The sequence below is a fragment of the Bradyrhizobium arachidis genome (assembly GCF_015291705.1).
GTDB lineage: Bacteria > Pseudomonadota > Alphaproteobacteria > Rhizobiales > Xanthobacteraceae > Bradyrhizobium > Bradyrhizobium arachidis.
On sequence record NZ_CP030050.1, the window covers coordinates 3148048 to 3164460 of the forward strand.

Annotated in this window: 15 protein-coding genes and 1 pseudogene; 10 read left to right on the top strand and 6 right to left on the bottom strand. The window is 63.7% G+C overall.

Translation table 11 applies throughout. The features are described from left to right. Positions 1-4: 4 nt before the first annotated feature. Both WN72_RS14575 and WN72_RS14580 read right to left on the bottom strand, forming a co-directional pair. On the bottom strand, positions 5-844 hold the full coding sequence (locus WN72_RS14575) for a phosphate/phosphite/phosphonate ABC transporter substrate-binding protein (protein WP_092214699.1): 840 nt from the start codon (positions 842-844) through the stop codon (positions 5-7). Further along, a complete protein-coding gene (locus WN72_RS14580; protein WP_092214702.1) occupies positions 841-1842 on the bottom strand; it encodes an ornithine cyclodeaminase family protein in 1002 nt (333 codons plus the stop codon). Before WN72_RS14580 ends, WN72_RS14575 begins: the two co-directional genes overlap by 4 nt. A 363-nt stretch (positions 1843-2205) precedes the next feature. Here WN72_RS14580 and cax point away from each other — a divergent pair, with 363 nt between their 5' ends. Then, on the top strand, positions 2206-3306 hold the full coding sequence (gene cax / locus WN72_RS14585; protein WP_092214705.1) for a calcium/proton exchanger: 1101 nt from the start codon (positions 2206-2208) through the stop codon (positions 3304-3306). A gap of 197 nt (positions 3307-3503) precedes the next feature. Here the strand turns inward: cax and WN72_RS14590 are convergent, their stop codons facing one another. Beyond that, a complete protein-coding gene (locus WN72_RS14590) occupies positions 3504-3953 on the bottom strand; it encodes a hypothetical protein (RefSeq protein ID WP_092214707.1) in 450 nt (149 codons plus the stop codon). Positions 3954-4077: 124 nt separating this feature from the next. Continuing rightward, complete coding sequence (locus tag WN72_RS14595) at positions 4078-4467, bottom strand: helix-turn-helix domain-containing protein (RefSeq protein ID WP_244553720.1); 390 nt, start codon at positions 4465-4467, stop codon at positions 4078-4080. A 536-nt stretch (positions 4468-5003) separates the two neighbouring features. Here WN72_RS14595 and WN72_RS14600 point away from each other — a divergent pair. The 3 genes from WN72_RS14600 (at position 5004) to WN72_RS14610 (ending at position 5777) form a co-directional block, all read left to right on the top strand. Further along, the gene (locus WN72_RS14600; RefSeq protein WP_156950872.1) at positions 5004-5174 is read left to right on the top strand and encodes a hypothetical protein; all 171 of its coding nucleotides are present in this window, start codon (positions 5004-5006) and stop codon (positions 5172-5174) included. 18 nt (positions 5175-5192) lie between these two features. Next, positions 5193-5447: a hypothetical protein gene (locus tag WN72_RS14605; protein WP_092214713.1), complete on the top strand. Its 255-nt coding sequence runs from the start codon at positions 5193-5195 to the stop codon at positions 5445-5447. A gap of 132 nt (positions 5448-5579) precedes the next feature. Next, complete coding sequence (locus WN72_RS14610; RefSeq protein ID WP_027558436.1) at positions 5580-5777, top strand: hypothetical protein; 198 nt, start codon at positions 5580-5582, stop codon at positions 5775-5777. An 85-nt stretch (positions 5778-5862) separates the two neighbouring features. Here WN72_RS14610 and WN72_RS14615 read toward each other — a convergent pair whose 3' ends face one another. Then, entirely contained in the window at positions 5863-6606 is a 744-nt protein-coding gene (locus tag WN72_RS14615) for an SDR family NAD(P)-dependent oxidoreductase (RefSeq protein ID WP_027558437.1), read from the bottom strand. A 139-nt stretch (positions 6607-6745) separates the two neighbouring features. Here WN72_RS14615 and WN72_RS14620 point away from each other — a divergent pair, with 139 nt between their 5' ends. The 5 genes and pseudogenes from WN72_RS14620 (at position 6746) to WN72_RS14635 (ending at position 13086) form a co-directional block, all read left to right on the top strand. Next, complete coding sequence (locus tag WN72_RS14620) at positions 6746-7516, top strand: methyltransferase domain-containing protein (RefSeq protein ID WP_092214716.1); 771 nt, start codon at positions 6746-6748, stop codon at positions 7514-7516. A 200-nt stretch (positions 7517-7716) separates the two neighbouring features. Next, on the top strand, positions 7717-8727 hold the full coding sequence (locus WN72_RS14625; RefSeq protein WP_092214719.1) for a DctP family TRAP transporter solute-binding subunit: 1011 nt from the start codon (positions 7717-7719) through the stop codon (positions 8725-8727). Between the two features lie 334 nt (positions 8728-9061). After that, positions 9062-9280, top strand: a pseudogene (locus tag WN72_RS47620) (TRAP transporter small permease); the annotation flags it as partial. A gap of 291 nt (positions 9281-9571) precedes the next feature. After that, positions 9572-10855, top strand: coding sequence for a TRAP transporter large permease subunit (locus WN72_RS47625; RefSeq protein ID WP_027558440.1), 1284 nt, complete (start codon positions 9572-9574; stop codon positions 10853-10855). A 302-nt stretch (positions 10856-11157) separates the two neighbouring features. Continuing rightward, entirely contained in the window at positions 11158-13086 is a 1929-nt protein-coding gene (locus WN72_RS14635) for an alkyl/aryl-sulfatase (protein WP_092214970.1), read from the top strand. A gap of 190 nt (positions 13087-13276) precedes the next feature. On the opposite strand, the gene WN72_RS14640 is transcribed toward WN72_RS14635, so the two are convergent. Next, on the bottom strand, positions 13277-14347 hold the full coding sequence (locus tag WN72_RS14640; RefSeq protein ID WP_027558442.1) for a glycosyltransferase family 4 protein: 1071 nt from the start codon (positions 14345-14347) through the stop codon (positions 13277-13279). A gap of 277 nt (positions 14348-14624) precedes the next feature. On the opposite strand from WN72_RS14640, the gene WN72_RS14645 reads away from it, so the two are divergent. Next, a complete protein-coding gene (locus WN72_RS14645) occupies positions 14625-16388 on the top strand; it encodes an ABC transporter ATP-binding protein (protein ID WP_092214722.1) in 1764 nt (587 codons plus the stop codon). Positions 16389-16413: the final 25 nt, after the last annotated feature.

Consider the following 16413-nt stretch of genomic DNA (forward strand, 5'->3'; position numbering starts at 1 on the left):
GCGCCTAGCCTGGTTGCGCATAACCGGCGGCGCGCGCTTCGGCATCCCAGCGCAACGTGAGCTCGTAGCTGGCAAGGTCGACGGCAGCGAAGGCGTCGAGGCAGAGTCGCTCGCGGAGGGATGCGCAGGCGGGAGCCGCTGCAAAGCCCCAAAGCGCCGTCTGCAGTGCGGCGATAACGTCGTCGGGGCACCCGCCTGCCGCGACCAGAAAGGGGATCGGCGCAAGGTCGGTGGTCGCGACGATGCGGATCTGCGAGTCGAGTAGCGGATCGTGGCGCAGCATCAGATCCAGCGCATAGCTGTCGAGCGGACCGACGTCGATCTCATCGTCGAGAAGCGCCCTGATGACCCGGCCTGGTGTCGTGAGGGGCCCGACGCTTTCGCGATAAAGGTTCGCACCGCGTTGTCGATAATGCGGCAAGAGATGGTGGCGCAGGGCGTTGTAACCCGAATGCGAGTCCGGGACGGTGAAGCCAAGCCGGCCGCCGAACGTGTCTTCAAGCGATCGAAATCGGGAGTCGGCACGGACGACAAGGCGCGTCGCATACACCGGCATCCCGCCGTAGAGCGCGCCGAATGGAACAGGCGCGGCGACAGGCCGGGGGCGGTCGGCCGCGAGCATGAACGGAAATCCGCACATGAAGGCGGCACCGAGGTCCCTGCGCGCCCACAGATCGGACAGCGGTAGCGGGAATGCATGATCGATGACGTCAAGGGCAATCCCGCTCTCGCGCGCCAGCCAGTCGAACAACTCGGTCCAGGCCGCAGCCGCTGCAGGCACGCCCGAATACATCCGCGCGTTCGCGACGTAGTACAGCGTGGACGGCCGTGCGCCGCCAGTCATGCAAACCGCAGACGTTGGCCGATGCCGAGACGCTCGGCCTTCTCCAGCATGGCATGACCCAGTGCGATGTCGGAGAGCGAAAGCCCGCGATGCCAGAGCAGATTGGTCTCCGCGTCGCTTTCGCGGCCAGGTTTCAGCCCGGCGACGATCTGTCCAAGCTCGGCGTGCAGCGTCTTCTCGGACAGCTTGCCGGCCTCGACGTGCGCGCGGAGGCTGCCGAACTTGCCCCCTTTGCACTGCCCCCAATCGTCGACCACGAGCTTGGCCATGATATCGGTCAGTGAGAGCTCGATCGCGCTCATCGTGCCATAGGGGACGACGAAGGCGCCCTTCTTGATCCATTCGGTCTTGAGCATGGGCGCCGGTTTGTCGAGACGGGACGCCTCGACGACGATGTCGGCGCCTTCGAGGCAGGACTGCCAATCCGCGGTTGCGATGACCTTCTTTCCGAGATCGCGCGAGAGCCGTTCGGCAAAGCCATTACGGCTGTCTTCTCGCCGCGAATGGACCCGGATCTCGTCGAAGTCGAAGAGATGATCGAGCAATCGCACGTTCCAATAGGCGGTGCCGCGCGCCCCGATATGTCCCAGGACTTTCGAGTTCTTTCGGGCGAGATATTTGGCGCCGATCGCGGTGACCGCACCTGTGCGCATGTCGGTGATGCCGCTGGCGTCCATGATCGCTTTCGGCGCACCGTTTGACGGGTCGAACAGGGTCAATATTCCCAGCTCCGAATGGAGGCCGAGCTTGTAATTGTCGACGAAGTCGCCGACGACCTTCACACCGGCCCTGTCGATAGGCGCCTTGATCGCCCCGCGAAGCACGTTGAAATGACCGTTCGCCACGCCCGGTTCGAGATGGACTCGCGGTTCGATGACCGTGTCGCCACGGCCTTGCGCCGCCAGGCTAGTCTCGATCGCGGCCAGGATCTCCTCGTCGGTGATCTTGAGCTCCTCGATGTCGAGGCGATTCAGATAGGCGATGTAGATCGGCGGCATGGCGAGGCTCCCGAGAAGACGGCTCCGGAATATGTCTAGACATTAAAGGGCCCGCGGGGGCTGTCAACGCACACGGCGTGGAGCGACCTATGCGGCCGGGGGGAGGCCGTTGACGGGTGATCCCGTGCTCGCCGATCCCCCGCGACAAGCCTTTTGCGAGGCGTGCAGGGCGGCCTCCGCGGCGTGCCACGCTGGCTCCGTCGATGGGTTTCGATGCGCTCAACCCCATCCGCTTGTACCACGCGCGGTGCCCGCTTCATGCCGTCCAGCGGCGCGTCTCCCTGGCTACGTTTGAGCCAGATCAACACTCCCCCGTTCGCCCGCCGGACCTTTCCATCAGCATCCATGGAAAGGGCGGCCGGTATGCAGACTCTGCTCAGGGAAATCCGGGATACCCCTTTGCTCTGGATGCTGGTGTTCGTGCCGATCGTGCTGGTGGCCGAGGCGGCGGCGCCGCATTCCCACACGCTGCTGTTCGTGCTGGCGGTGCTTGCGATCGTGCCGCTGGCGGCGCTGCTCAGCCATGCCACCGAGGCGGTCGCCGCCAAGACCGGCGATGCCGTGGGCGGACTGCTCAATGCCACGCTCGGCAATCTGACCGAGCTGATCATCGCCATCGCGGCGCTGCGCGCAGGCCAGTACATGCTGGTGAAGGCATCGATTGCGGGTGCGATCGTCACCAATGCTGTGTTCATGCTGGGCGCCTGCCTGCTGCTCGGCGGCCTGCGCTACCACGTGCAGGAGTATAACCGCGCCGGCGCGCGGCTTTCGTCCGGCCTGCTGCTGATGGCGACCGTCGCCCTGCTGGCGCCTTCGGCGGTCGCCGATCTCGAGCACCTGCCGCAGGACGGCGGGATCATCCACAAGCTCAGTGTCGGCATTTCGGTCCTGCTGATCATTGCCTACGGGCTCGGCCTGTTGTTCTCGCTCGGGACGCACAAGGAATTGTTCGCAAGCACCGATCACGGCGATGACAAGGAGGCGCACTGGCCGGTCGGAGTAGCCGCCGGCACGCTGCTGGTCGTCACCGTGCTGGTCGCGCTGGTCAGCGAAATCTTCGTGGAATCGGTGCAGAAGGCGGCGGAAACCTTCGGGATGAGCCCGGCCTTCGTCGGCTTCATCGTCGTCTCGCTGGTCGGCGCCGCCGCAGAATTTGCGGTGGCCTTCGGCGCGGCGCGCAAGAACCGGCTCGACATGGCCGTCAGCATTGCGCTCGGCAGCGCCTCCCAGATCGCGCTGTTCGTGGCCCCCGCGCTGGTGCTGCTCAGCTACGTCGTGGGGCCGAAGCCGATGGACCTGCAGTTCTGGCCGGGCGCGGTGACCATGGTGATGATCGCAACGGTCACGTCCGCGTTCGTCACCGCGAGCGGACGCTCGGCCTGGTTCGTCGGCGCCCTGATGATCCTCATTTACGCGGTGTTCGCGCTGACCCTCTATGTGGTCCCGCCGGCGGGCGAGGGATGAAGTGCGCAGGATGGGTAGAGCACCTGCGAGACCCATGACGTTTCAATTTGGACGGCGATCGATGGGTTTCGCTGCGCTCTACCCATCCTACGGGCTAGAGCATTTTCGGTTCTGATTGAATCAGAACCGAAGCTCTAGATTCTTGTTTTGACGCGGTTTCTTCACGCGAACCGGCTTCCACTTCGCTCGAAAACGCTCTAGTAGGCCCAATAGCTGCCGGAGGGCGCGCAATAATCGTCGGCGTAGCCGTAGCTGCCGCCATAACCGTAATACGATGCGGACGGGTAGCTGTAGCCGTAGCTGTAGGCGGGATAGCCGCCATAGTAGCCACCATAGCCGCCGTAATAGGCGCTCCGCGCGATCGCGCCGCCGACCACGGCGCCGGCGACGCCATAACCGAGGCCGCGATAGCCGTAGCCGCGATAGCCCCAGCCTCCGCGATAGCCCCAACCGCGGTAGCCGCCGCCGCGATAGCCGTAGCCGCCGCGCCAGCCGCCGACCCAACGCACTTCGGTCGTGGCCTGATCGACCATCGATTTCATCGCCGACAGATGCGTGGGGATCGGCCCGGCCTGGGCGCCCGTGCCGAGAAGCAAGGTGCTTGCCGCAGCGAGCATGAGGCGACGCAGGAAGTTCGAGGAGGTCATGATCGATCATCTCCTTGGCTATGGGCGGCGCTTCTGCGCGGCCATCGACAACCATTCCGGAATGGCGGTGCCGTGGCAAGCTTGATCTAGATCAAAGTATCCGGCGCCGCCTGTGCAGGCCTTCTTACGCGGGCGCGTCCAGCGCCTTCAGATCGTCCGCCGCGGTGACGATCGCATTGCGGATTATCAGGAAATACTCCGCATCGATCCGGGAGGCGAGCCAGTCCAACTCTCCCCTGTAGCCGTGTTCATTCTCCTTGCGGACCACGCCTTCCTCGATCAGGGCTTCGAGGCAGCGGCGGACGTTGGAGCGCGGCAATCCCAGATGCCTGGACAGGTCGGAAGCCGTCAAGGGCGGTGCGCCGAGATCGTCGGCGACGCGGATCGCCAGCGCCGTCAGCAGCTCTTCGAACACCGCGCCGAGATGCTTGCGCGCGTAGCCACTGCGCATCGCCACGAAGCAGGCCACGGTCAAGCGGCCGATGATCGCCGATTGCTTGTGACGCTTCGCCAATGCTGGATCTGAATTGTCTGAGGTTTTCCCGGCCATTTTCGCCACTCTCGTTTTTGCTTGCATTTGTGTTTAGCGGGGGCATCTTCGTTTGCAAAACGCGCGGAAAACGCGAAGCAGAAAACGCGGATGTGTCAGCTGGAGTCAAAGCGACCGTGCATAGAAGTCTGCCCTCTGCCGTAGAGTGCCGCGCACTCGCGAGGGCTTTCAAGCGAAAGGCGACCGAAGCAGGTCTGCCCGCCAGGACTGCCACCATCCTGAAGAGCATATCACGTAGCCTCAGCGCACTGGCGAGCCAGCTCGAGATGCTGAGCGACACGGCCGCAACCAAGCCGCCGATGTCGCCTCACGGCCCTTAGCTGTGATCCTTTAGCTATGGCCCTTGGCTGATTTGTCATCAGACAGCGGTTCGCGTCCGGTCGGACGCCTTCGCGAGGAGGCGCGGGTTCCGTCTTAAGGTTGACTGGTGAGGTTAATATCGTCGTCCATTTGTCGATCCGCATAGGGCTCGTTATCCCTGTCATCCGTCAGGGACCAAAATGCTTGATAGAACCGCCACGCAAGCAGCGCCTGTCAGCGTTCAGCGCCGGCAGACCAGCGACTATCTGGTCGCGCTCGCGTTCTTTGGCGCGGTCGGCAGCGCGATGATCGCCTGGATCGGCGCGATCGCCTGGGTCAGCTGGCGTGTCCTCGCATGGACGTTGTCTTGACACGAGCCTGGGATCACCATGGACGACTTTGAAGGCCTCTCCGATCATTTCATCCTGCGGATGTACGAGTTCATCCGCAACGAGGTGCAAGCCGATGCCTTGGCTGGCACCCGCCTCGTAGGTGTCCCTGCAAAGCAGCGCGCGGACCGCCTGCTTCGCGAGATCGGCCGCCGCGGCCTGGTCTGCAGGCCGATCGACTGGCCGGCCTATCTCGCCGCACCGGACGACCTCCTCGACGCGCCCGCGCAGCTGCGGAAGATCACATCGGTCTGACCGCGCGCTCGCGGTGCAAGTCCTGCACCGGCCGCATGGTCGCCCCTCGTCGCCTCTTATCGACCCTTGGCGGATTGTCGTCCCATCGCTAGGATCGCCGATATTGATCCTAAGTCATTTTCGGAATTCCAGATGAGCGCTCGCTATTTCGAGTTCACCACGAATGCCAAAGGCATGATCATCCTTCCCGGACTTTCCCCGGACGAGACCTTCGAGCTGGAGCAGCTGCTCCATCAGAACGACGATCTTCGCAGCCCGCCTGATCGGGTCAGGCTGGAGGCGCTCTGCGAAAAGCACTGCCGCGCCGCCAAGAGCAGCGTCGCGCCTTAAGTGCGACGGCCGCGATCTTCAGATCGTGACCGACTTCAAGAAGCAACGGGAAGCCGGTCAGCGCAACGAGGCTCGAGCTCCCGCCCTAGAACTGATACCTCCGTAATCCCCCATCCACCGGGATCACCGTGCCCGTGATGTAGCGCGCCACCGGCGAGGCCAGGAACACCGCGAGGGCTGCGAGATCCTCCGGCTCGCCCCAATAGCCGACCGGGATCTCTTCCTCGGCGAAGCGTTCGCGATACTCCGGCGGATAGTTGCGGCGGATCTGCTCGCTCATGATGCGGCCGGGCGGGATGCAGTTGATGGTGATGCCGTGCTCGCCGATCTCGCGCGACAGGCCCTTGGCCCAGGCGTGCACGGCGGCCTTCGCCGCGAAGGCGGCGTTGAGGCCTTCCGGCTCGGACTTGCCGGTGATGTTGACGATGCGGCCCCATTTGCGCGCGATCATCTGCGGCAGCAGCGCGTGGGCGATGCGGCGGTAGCTGGTGAAGTTGAGCGCGATCGCCTCGTCCCATTTGCTGTCGGGCGCATCGACGGGGAGGGGGCGGCTGCCGCCGGCATTGTTGATGAGGATGTCGACATGGCCGAGCTCCTTCAGCGCGAACGCCGCGATCTTCTCCGCGGCGTCCTTTTCCATCACATCCTGCTCGAACGGCGTGATCAGCCCGGAGCCTACTTCTTTCACCAGCTCGGCGAGCAGGTCGGTGCGCCGCGCAACGCCGACGACGCGCACGCCTTCGGCGGCAAGCCCCTTGGCGATGGCGCGGCCGATGCCGATGCTCGCGCCGGTGACGACTGCGGTTTTCGATTTGAGCCCGAGGTCCATAACAACGCTCTCTTGTTTTTTTGCTTGTTGCCGTTCGTTTCCTGCCCGTCCCGCCGGCTTTGCGAATTGCCTGATCAGGACGAGCAGTGGTAACCAAGAGCGACAGCGAAGGAAACATGAAAAAGAAAAGGCGCATGTAATGGTCTGGGATCCGCAGCAATATCTGAAATTCTCTGGCCACCGCTTGCGGCCCGCCGTCGACCTGTTGATGCGAATTCCCGATGTTGGCCCGCGCACGGTCGCCGATCTCGGTGCCGGTGCCGGCAACGTCACAAAACTGATCAGGGAGCGCTGGCCGGATGCCGTCGTGACCGGTGTCGAGGGTTCGGCCGAGATGGTCGCGGCCGGCCGCAAGGCGGCGCCTGATGTGGAATGGTCACATGAGGACCTCGGCCAGTGGCGTCCGGCGAAACAGTATGATTTGATCTATTCCAATGCCGCACTGCACTGGCTGCCCAATCATGCGGCACTCTTCCCATCGGTGATGGAGAAGGTGAAGCCCGGCGGCATGCTCGCCGTGCAGATGCCGCGCAACTTTCTGGCGCCGTCGCATGTGCTGATCGGCGAGACCGCGCTCAACGGACCCTGGCGATCCAAGGTCGAGCATCTCGTCACGCCGCCGCCGGTGGAGGGGCCGGCCTTCTATCATGATCTCCTTGCTCCGATGTCAGCCAATATCGACATCTGGGAGACCGAGTATCTCCAGGTGCTCGAAGGCGAGAACCCCGTGAAGGAATGGACCAAGGGGACCTGGCTGACGCGCTATCTCGACGTCTTGCAGGGCGAGGAGAAGGCGGCGTTCGAAGCGGCCTACGGGGAGCGGGTCGCGAAGGCGTACCCGAAGAATGCCGCAGGACAGACGCTGTTTCCGTTCCGCCGTCTGTTCATGGTCGCCCAGCGCAAAGGCTGATGGCATTGCCGCAATGCGACATAAGCGCTCGCTCCATTGGCGTGGAGCGGGTGCCGGGTTGCACATGCAGCAGTCGTCAAGATAGCTTGCCTGCGGCAAATTGGGCTTAGGTCTAGTTGGCAGGGTGGCGGATTGCTGCCACTACTGGGGACGCAAAACAAAAAAGACCCTGTTCTCTGGGGTTATTGGGGAGGTCCTTCATGCGCAAACTGCTTCTTGCGGTCGCAGCGGCGACGCTTGCTTTCGCCACGTTCCTCGTGGTCCCCGCCTTCGCCCAGAGCCCCATCATCATCAAGTTCAGCCACGTCGTCGCCAATGACACCCCGAAGGGGAAGGGCGCGCTGAAGTTCAAGGAACTCGCCGAGAAATACACCGACGGCAAGGTCAAGATCGAGGTCTATCCGAACTCCTCGCTCTACAAGGACAAGGAGGAGATCGAGGCGCTCCAGCTCGGCTCGGTGCAGATGCTGGCGCCCTCGACCGCGAAATTCGCCCCGCTCGGCATCAAGGAATTCGAGGCGCTCGATCTGCCCTGGCTGTTCAAGGACGATGCGACCTATTCCAGCGCGATGAAGGGCACGGTCGGCAAATGGCTGTTCCAGAAGCTGGAAGCCAAGGGCATCACCGGGCTCGCTTATTGGGACAATGGCTTCCACATGGTGTCGTCGAACCGTCCGCTGATGAAGCCGGAGGACTTCAAGGGCCTGAAGTTCCGCATCTCCGGCTCGAAGATCGCCGACCAGTATTTCCGTCTGCTCGGGTCTATCCCGCAAATCATGGCGTTCTCCGAAGTCTACCAGGCGCTGCAGACCGGCGTGGTCGACGGCTGCGAGAACACCGCGTCCAACTATCTGACGCAGAAGTTCTACGAGGTGCAGAAGGACATCACCGTGTCCTATCACGCGCATCTGCAATATGCCGTCATCGTCAATTCGAAATTCTGGTCCGGCCTGCCGCCCGACATCCGGGCCCAGCTCGAGAAGGCGATGGTTGAGGCGACCGACTACACCAATCTGATCGCGCATCAGGAGAACGAGGATGCGCTCGCCGAGATCAAGAAGACCGGCAAGACCACGCTGCATTATCTCAGCGACGCCGACCGCAAGGCATGGCAGGAGGCGATGCAGCCGACTTATAAATGGGCCAAGGGCCGGGTCGGGCAGGAAGTGCTCGATCTCGTTGCCAAGGAACTCGACGTCAAGATGAACTGACGCGTTTCCTGAAGAACAATACCAACGGTCGGGAGTGCAAGCACTTCCGGCCGTTTCGTATCGATAGGGGGATCTTGATTTGCTTCGCGTGCTCAATTCGGCGCTCAACCATCTCGAAGAATGGTTGATCGCGACGCTCATTGCGGCTGCAACCGGCCTGATCTTCATTGCTGTTGTGCACCGTTACGGCGCCGGCGAATCGATCGCCCTCTCCAGATGGGCGGCCGCGCACGGGATGAGCTGGCTGGCATCGCTGTCGATGGCGGTATTCACCTTCCTGTCCGAGCTCGATTTGTCCTGGGCGCAAGAGCTCTGCATCTACATGTTCATCTGGATGGCGAAGTTCGGCGCGGCCTACGGCGTGCGCACCGGCATCCATGTCGGCGTCGACCTGCTGGTCAACCGCCTGCCGGAGCATTCGCGCAAGCACGTGATCCTGTTCGCGCTGCTCTGCGGCGCGCTGTTCACCGGCATGATCGCCGCCTTCGGCGCCTCGTTCGTGCGCGAGATGTTCCACACCGGCCAGCAGTCCAACGATCTGGAAGCGCCGATGTGGTTCGTCTATCTGGCGATCCCGCTCGGCTCGGGCTTGATGTGCTTCCGCTTCCTCCAGGTCTCGTGGATCTACTATTGGACCGGCGAGCTGCCGCATCACGACGAGAGTCATGTCGAGGGCGTCGAGGCCGACGCCTCGCCGGCGCTGCACCCGCAGCCTGCCGGCGCCGCAACCCGGGCCGCCGCGCGAAAAGTCTCGCCGCTCGGCGTCATCCTGATCATGGCGCCGGTCCTGATCTTCATGATGTGCCTTGCCGAAAAGTTCGGCGTGGTGGTGCTGCCGCACTGGATGCGTGCCGCGACCGTGTTCGCGCTGCTGATCGCGCTGATGCTGACCGGCATTCCGGTCTCGATCGCGCTCGGCCTCACCGTGATGACGTTCCTGTTCACGCTGACCACGGTGCCGATCGAGGCGGTCTCGATGAAGCTCTTCACGGGCATCGAGGGCTTCGAGATCATGGCGATCCCGTTCTTCATCCTCGCCGGCAATTTCCTCACCCATGGCGGCGTCGCGCGCCGCATGATCAATTTCGCGACCTCGCTGATCGGTCACTGGTATGGCGGCCTCGGCCTTGCCGGCATTGTCGCCTGCGCCATGTTCGCGCTGGTCTGCGGCTCGAGCGTCGCGACGGTGGCCGCGATCGGCGCCATCGTGCTGCCCGAGATGGTCCGGCACGGCTATCCGATGCGCTTCGGCGCCGGCATCATCACGGTCGCCGGCTCGCTCGGCATCCTGATGCTGCCGTCGATCCCGAAGATCGTCTACGCGGTCTCGACCAACACCTCGATCGGCGCGCTGTTCGTTGCAGGCCTGCTCCCCGGCATCCTGCTGACGACCATGCTCTGCATCGTCACCTGGTGGCTCGCCCGCAATCGCGACTATCCGCGGCTGCCGAAAGCGACCTGGGGCGAAACCGTCCGCACTTTCCGCGAGAGCATCTGGGGATTGATGCTGGTCGTCATCATCATCGGCGGCATCTATAGCGGCCTGTTCACCGCCACCGAGGCGGCCGCGATGGCCGCGGTCTACTCCTTCGTCATCGCGGTGTTCGTCTACAAGGCGATCAAGATGGTGGATGTGCCGCGGGTGCTGCTGCGCGCCGCCAACACCAGCGCGATGCTGCTCTACATCGTCACCAACGCGGTGCTGTTCTCCTTCGTGCTCTCCAACGAGAACCTGCCGGCGACGCTCGCCGACTGGATCGCGGCGCAGAATCTCGGCTGGGTCGGCTTCCTGCTGGTGGTCAACATCCTCTTGCTGCTCGCCGGCAACTTCATGGAGCCGAACTCGATCATCCTGATCATGGCCCCGATCCTGGCGCCCGCCGCCAAGAAGCTCGGCATCGACCTCGTCCATTTCGGCATCGTCATGGACGTCAACATGGAGGTCGGCCTCTGCCATCCGCCTGTCGGCCTGAACCTCTACGTCGCATCCATGATCGCGCGAATGCGCATCACCGATCTTGCGGTCGCGGTGATGCCGTGGCTGATCACCATGCTCGGCTTCCTCGTCATCGTGACCTATTGGCCGGATTTGACGCTGTGGCTGCCAAGGGTGCTGGGGATGCACTAGCGTTGCCGCATGGACGGTGCACCCTCTCCCCTTGCGGGAGAGGGTGGCTCGCCGCATGGCGGCGAGACGGGTGAGGGGTATCCATCCTCACGAGCAGTGTTGTGAGCGGAGAGAGGCCCCTCATCCGGCGCCATAGCCGAAGCTTCGCTTCGGCGTCCTCTTGAGAACGGCGGCCATGGGCCGCCTATGCCACCTTCTCCCGCAAGGGGAGAAGGGAAGGGCACCTGTGCTGTCTCGGCCAGTGATGGCAATCACCCGCGAGATGCGGTTAGATGCCCGCAACGAGCCGGGAGGAAACGAAGATGACCGACATTGTCAGCAACGAGAAGGACGCAACGCCGTCCGTCATCTCGCAGCAAGCGGCGATGCTCGATGCGCTGCCGTTTTCCGACACGCGGGATTTCGACGATGCTGCGCGGGGCTTCCTCGGCACGATCGACAACGCGAAGGTGACAAATCCGCAAGGGCGCACGGTCTGGAGCCTCGAGCCTTACGGCTTCCTGTCTGCCGAGCAGGCGCCGCCGACGGTCAATCCCAGCCTGTGGCGGCAGGCGCGGCTCAACATGCGGCATGGGCTGTTCGAGGTCGTGCCCGGCGTCTACCAGGTGCGCGGGCTCGACATCGCCAACATGACGCTGATCGAGGGCGATCGCGGCGTCATCGTGGTGGACACGCTGACCTCGATCGAAGGCGCGCGTGCCGCGCTTGATCTCTATTTTACGCATCGCGGCATGAGGCCGGTTGCGGCCGTGATCTTCACCCATACCCACACCGACCATTGGGGCGGCGCGCGCGGCGTGCTGGAGGAGGATGCGCTCGCGACCGGGCGTGTGCCGATCATCGCGCCGAACCTGTTCATGGAGCACGCCGTCTCCGAGAACATCATCGCGGGCCCCGCGATGCTGCGCCGGGCGCAGTACCAATTCGGGCCGTTCCTGGCCAAGGGGGCACGAGGCCAGGTCGATTGCGGCCTCGGCAAGTCGATGGCGGCGGGCGCGGTCGCGCTGCTGCGTCCGACCGATCTGATCATGGCGACCGGAGACAGGCGCGTCATCGACGGCGTCGAGTTCGAATTCCAGATGGCGCCGAACAGCGAAGCGCCGGCGGAGATGCACTTCTTCATCCCGCGCTACAAGCTCTTGAACCTCGCCGAGAACTGCACCCACAATTTTCACAATCTCTTGCCGTTCCGCGGCGCCGACGTGCGCGACGCGCTGGCCTGGTCGAAATACCTGAATGAGGCCTTGCAGCTGTGGGACGGCAAGGCGGAGGCGATGTGCGGCCAGCATCACTGGCCGGTGTGGGGACGCGAGCGCATCGGCACCATGATCCGGCAGCAGCGCGATCTCTACAAGTTCGCACATGACCAGACCATCCGCCTGATGAACCACGGCCTCACGGCGACGGAGATCGCCGAGACCATCCAGTTGCCAAAGAGCCTCGAAGGCGCCTGGCACGGCCGCGGCTATTACGGCCATATCAGGCACAATGTGAAGGCGATCTACCAAAAGTATCTAGGCTGGTATGACGCCAACCCAGTCAATCTCGATCCGCTGCCGCCGGTGGAATCAGGCAAGAAGTATGTCGAGTACATGGGCGGCGCCGACGCGATCCTGACGCGGGCCCGCGCGGATTTCGACAAGGGTGAATTCCGCTTCGTCGCGCAGGCGCTCGGCCATCTCGTCTTCGCCGAGCCGGACAATCAGGCGGCGCGCGCGCTGCTGGCGGACACGCTGGAGCAGCTCGGCTATGCCGCCGAGAGCGCGACGTGGCGCAACGCCTATCTGTTCGGCGCGCAGGAATTGCGCCAGGGCATGCCGAAGGCCCCGCCGCGTCCGCCGATGCCGCGCGAGACGCTGGCCGCGCTGCGCACCGGGCAGCTCTGGGACGTGCTCGGCATCCGCCTCAACGGTCCGAAAGCGGAAGGAAAGCACATCGTGCTGAACTGGAGCTTTTCGGACACCGGCGAGACCTTCGTGCTCAATCTGGAGAATTGCGCGCTGACCTATACCGAGGGCGTGCAGGCCGAAGGCGCCGATGCCAGCTTCACGCTGGCGCGCGCGACGCTCGATGAGGTCATTGCGAAGCTGACGAGTTTTCCGGAAGCGGTGGCGGCCGGCAAGATCAAGCTGTCGGGCAACCCGATGAAGCTCGCCGAGCTGATGGGCCTGATGGATGAGTTTCCGCGGATGTTCGAGATCGTGGAGCCGAAGCGGACGGTGGTGGTGTAGGGCGCGTTGAACGCGCAGCACACACAACTGTCGTCCCGGGGCGCGCGCAGCGCGAACCCGGGACCCATAACCACAGGGAGGAATTTTGTACGAGACCGGTCACTCCGAGTCGTCGCCAAACAACGCCCTGTGGTTATGGGTCCCGGATCGGCGCTTCGCTTGTCCGGGACGACACCGTTTGTGGAGCCGCTTACTCCGCGCTGCTCACCAGCTTGATCCGCGGTGCTTGCTCCTCGGTCAGGCTGCGATAGGCCGCGAGATAGTCGAGCGCCATCCGCCGCGCGGTGAAGCGCGACTCAAACTGCTTGCGGATCGCGGAGCGATTCAGGCTCGGAAGACGGTTGACCACACCGGCCGCGCTGAGGATGTCCTCGACCACGAAGCCGGTGAGGCCCTCGTCGATGATCTCCGGCACGGAGCCGCGATTGAAGGCGACGACCGGCGTCCCGCAGGCCATGGCCTCGATCATGACGAGGCCGAACGGCTCCGGCCAGTCGATCGGCAGCAGAAGTCCGAGCGCGCCGCTGAGGAAGTCCGACTTCTCGTGGTCGCTGATCTCGCCGATGAACTCCACCAGCGGATTGTTCACGATCATCGGCTTGATCAGCTCGTCATAATAGTCCTGGTCGGCGCGATCGACCTTGGCCGCGATCTTCAGCGGGATGCCGCAATGGGTCGCGATCTTGATGGCGCGGTCGACGCCCTTCTCCGGCGCGATGCGGCCGAGCACGGCGAGATATTCCTGCTTGGCCGGCTTCGGCGTCAGCAGATTCTCGGGCAGGCCGTGATGGATCGTCGTCACCCAGTTCGCCTGCGGCACCGGCCGCCGCTGCGCGTTCGAGATCGAGATCACGGGCATCTTGGAGAAGGTGTCGAACACCGGCTGATGCTCCGGCAGGTCGAGCCGGCCGTGCAGCGTGGTCACAAACGGTGTCGGCTGCCGGTAGAACAGCGACCAGGGATAATAGTCGAGATGAAAGTGGAGGAAGTCGAACTCCTCGTCGTCACATTTCTGCCGCACCCGCTCCAGCAGCACCATGTGCAACGCGTTGGGATCGCGCACGGAACCGTCGAGGCGCAGCGCTCGCGGCCATAGGGCATCCAGCTTCGCCGACGTCTTCGAGTCGCCGCTGGCGAACAGTGTGACGTCGTGTCCAAGGGCAACCAGCTCTTCCGTCAACCAATGCACCACCCGCTCGGTGCCGCCATACAGCTTGGGTGGAACAGCCTCCGTCAACGGAGCTACCTGCGCGATGCGCATCTCACCTTCTCCTCTGCGATCATGAATATTGAAAACCCCCAGCGCGTACGGCACCGGCAATGCCAGCTAAGGGAACGTTCCCGCAGTTGCGAAGTTCCTCTCAACAAACGTTACTTATTGGACACATCTCGCACCTGTCTCGATGCTGCCATCTCGTCTTCGCAGATCGTCCGCATCCGCATGTCGTGATCAGCCTGCCCGGGAACCGAGGCGAGCTGGTCGATGTTCTGTCGGTCAGCCACAAAACTGGAAATCATCACACGGGGTCGAGTGCCATATGGATCAGCTTTCTGGATACGCGCGCAGGCCATTTGCCTTTGTCTTGCGCTATCTTCGGCGTCGTCTCGCGTCGCATCTCGTGATCCTGACTGCTGTCGTCGCAGCCGTTGCCTGCTCCGTGGGCACGCAGTACGGCGTCAAATCACTCGTCGACAGTCTGTCGGCGGGAACATCGCATGGTGGTAGCGTATGGCTGGCATTCATTCTGCTCATGTCGCTGATCGCTGCCGACAACTTCCTGTGGCGGATCGCGAGCTGGACGGCGAGCTTCACCTTCGTTCGTGTCACGGGCGATTTGCGCCGTGACATATTTCGTCACCTGACGGGACATGCGCCGAGCTACTTCTCCGACCGCATGCCAGGCATGCTGACGAGCCGCATCACGGCGACCTCGAATGCGGTGTTCACCGTCGAGAACATGTTCGTCTGGAATGTGCTGCCGCCATGCATTGCCACAGTTGCGGCAATCATGCTGATCGGAACCGTCAGTCCTTATATGGCGCTCGGCCTGATCGTGATCGCCGGCGGGATGGTGATCGCGATGTTCCATCTGGCCGCGGCGGGCAAGCCCCTGCATGACGATTTCGCCGACAAGGCGGCCGTGGTCGACGGCGAGATGATCGACGTCATCAGCAATATGCCGCTGGTCCGCGCCTTCTGCGGCATCAGCCACGAGCACGAGCGGTTCGACGCTACCGTCAACCGCGAGCTTACCGCGCGCGGCCGCAGCCTGCGCTATCTGGAGAAGCTGCGGCTCACCCATGCCGGTGTGACAGTCGTCCTGACCGTTGCGCTGATGGCCTGGGCGATCACGCTCTGGCAGCAGGGTGAGGCGACCACCGGCGACGTCGTGCTGGTCTGCACCCTCGGCCTGTCCATCCTCAACGCCACGCGCGATCTCGCGGTGGCGCTGGTCGACGTCACCCAGCATGTCGCACGGCTGACCGAGGCCATCGCGACCCTCCTGGTGCCGCATGAGCTACGCGATCACCCCGAGGCGGAGCCGCTGGTGAAGAGCGGCGCGGCGATTGCGTTCAACAACGTCACCTTCGGCTATCCCGGCGGCGAGAAGATCTTCGAGCGGTTCAGCCTGCGGCTGCAGCCCGGCCAGCGCGTCGGCCTGGTCGGCCAGTCCGGCGGCGGCAAGTCGACCCTGTTCACGCTGCTTCAGCGCTTCTACGACGTCGACGAGGGCAGCATCACCGTCGACGGCCAGGACGTCTCGATGGTGACCCAGCTCAGCCTGCGCGAGGCGATCTCGGTCGTGCCGCAGGATATTTCGCTGTTCCACCGTTCCATCCGCGAGAACATCCGCTACGGCCGCCCCAACGCGACGGACGACGAGGTGCTGCGCGCGGCCATTGCCGCCCGCTGCGATTTCGTGGAAACTCTGCCTGAGGGTCTCGACACCATGGTCGGCGACCGCGGTGTGAAGATGTCCGGCGGCCAGCGCCAACGCATCGCGATCGCGCGCGCCTTCCTGAAGGATGCGCCGATCCTGCTGCTGGACGAGGCGACGGCGGCGCTGGACAGCGAGTCGGAGGAAGCGATCCGCGAGGCGCTGTCACGCCTGATGCGCGGCCGCACCGTGATCGCGATCGCGCATCGGCTCGCGACGCTGCGCAATTTCGACCGTGTGATCGTGCTCAGGAATGGCAAGATCATCGAGGACGGCGCGCCCGACCGCCTGATGCAGGGTCACGGTCCCTACCGTGAGCTGGTGACGCAGGAAATGAGCCGGCTCGCGAAGTTCGCCGCGTAAACCCAACAGTTGCGTCTGCGTTGGT